The organism is Streptomyces calidiresistens (assembly GCF_014141525.1).
GTDB lineage: Bacteria > Actinomycetota > Actinomycetes > Streptomycetales > Streptomycetaceae > Streptomyces > Streptomyces calidiresistens.
This window is the reverse complement of sequence record NZ_VKHS01001100.1, coordinates 1-1418: the sequence shown is the minus strand read 5'-3', so window position 1 is coordinate 1418 and position 1418 is coordinate 1. Positions and strand designations below refer to the sequence as shown.

Below are 1418 nucleotides of genomic sequence, written 5' to 3'. Positions count from 1 at the left end.
TCAGGTGTGTATAAGAGACAGCTTCCCGCGCTCTTCCCGTGCCCACCGGAGTGGACAGATCACCGATGACACAGCCCAACGGATGGAAAGTGCTCGCCCCCGGTCGGGAGGCCGAGCTGGTTCTCGCCGTCGACTTCGCCACCACCGGGCGACCCGACTCGAGCTTCTCGGACCTCGCCCCGCACCTGGCACCGGAGTTCACGGTGTGGGAGACCAGGCAACCCACCGCCGTGACCGGGATGCCGGCAAGGGACCACCTCACGCTGTGGGTCGAGGAGGTCGCCGCCGCCGGCCGTCCGGTGCGGGCGGTGCTCGGCTACTGCGCCGGCGGCCTGTTCGCCGGGGAACTCGCCGCCCGGATCTCCGCCCTGCAGGCCGGGGCGCCCCGGCTCGTGGTCTTCGACCCGGAGGTGCCCTCCCCGTCGAGTCTCCACCGCGACTTCGCCGCCATGATGGAACAGTTCGCCTCGGTCCTCTCCCCCGAGGAGGTGGCCGCCGCGCAGCGGGAGGGCGCCGAGGCCCGGGCCGGGGCCGCGGACTTCGCCGCCTACGGTGAGGAGCTCGGCCGGATCTTCGGGGAACGGGCCGGCGCCGCGTTCGCCCGGGAGGAGCTCGACACCGAGCTGCTCGACGAGTTCGTCGCGGTGTTCCGGTCCTTCGTGTCCTACCTGAACGCGGCGCGACGGATCGATCCGGCCGCCGCCTGGCGCACCGCGATCGCGGTGAGCTCCCGCGAGCCCACCGAGTGGGTCGCGTCGGCCGAGCGGTCCGTCACGGTGCCCGTCGACCACGCCGACATCCTGCGCAGCAGGCGGGTGGCCGAGGCGGTCAACGAGATCATCGGCGCGTACGCGCCCCTGTGACCCGCGCCGGACGGGCCCGCCCCCACCGTGTCACGGTGGGGGCGGGCCCGTCCGGCGCGGGAGCGGGTCAGGACGTACCGGCCATGGTCCGATCGACCCGTTCGCGGGGGCGACTCGAACCGACGAGGGTGCCGACGGTCATCACGCACCGGTCGCCGTCCCAGGTCTCCCCGGACACGAAGACGTTGTCGGCCATCAGCCGATCGATGCGGGCCACGTGGCGCAGCACCGCACCGGGGCGCACCTCCCCGGTGAAGCGGCAGTCGCGGAACGCCGCGGCCACCGGCACGCCCCGCGCGGTGCCGGTGGACAACCACAGCAGCACCGAGGACTGGCCGAAGGACTCCAGCATCAGGGTTCGCGGGTAGGCGTAGCGCGACGGGGGCAGGCCCTCGGCCATCCCCTGATAGCAGGGCTCCGAGCCGGAGACCGCCTTGACGGTGGTGATCCGTCGTCCGGGGTCGAGCTCCTCCACCCGGTCCACCAGGAGCATCGGGTGACGCACCGGCAGCAGATCCAGGATCCCGGTGTAGTCGGGACCCGGGGACCCGGGGG

2 protein-coding genes are annotated in these 1418 nt (G+C 73.0%); one reads left to right on the top strand and one right to left on the bottom strand.

Going from position 1 to position 1418, the window contains the following annotated elements:
* The first annotated feature begins 65 nt into the window (after positions 1–65).
* On the top strand, positions 66–863 hold the full coding sequence (locus tag FOE67_RS25695) for an alpha/beta hydrolase family protein (RefSeq protein ID WP_182667213.1): 798 nt from the start codon (positions 66–68) through the stop codon (positions 861–863).
* 67 nt (positions 864–930) lie between these two features.
* Here FOE67_RS25695 and FOE67_RS25690 read toward each other — a convergent pair.
* On the bottom strand, positions 931–1418 hold a 488-nt coding region (locus tag FOE67_RS25690), incomplete at its 5' end, for a 3-hydroxyacyl-ACP dehydratase FabZ family protein (protein ID WP_228474293.1).

Coding starts and splice junctions, on each gene's coding strand:
- FOE67_RS25695 (WP_182667213.1), top strand. CDS start 66: ATGACACAGCCCAACGGATGGAAAGTGCTCGCCCCCGGTCGGGAGGCC.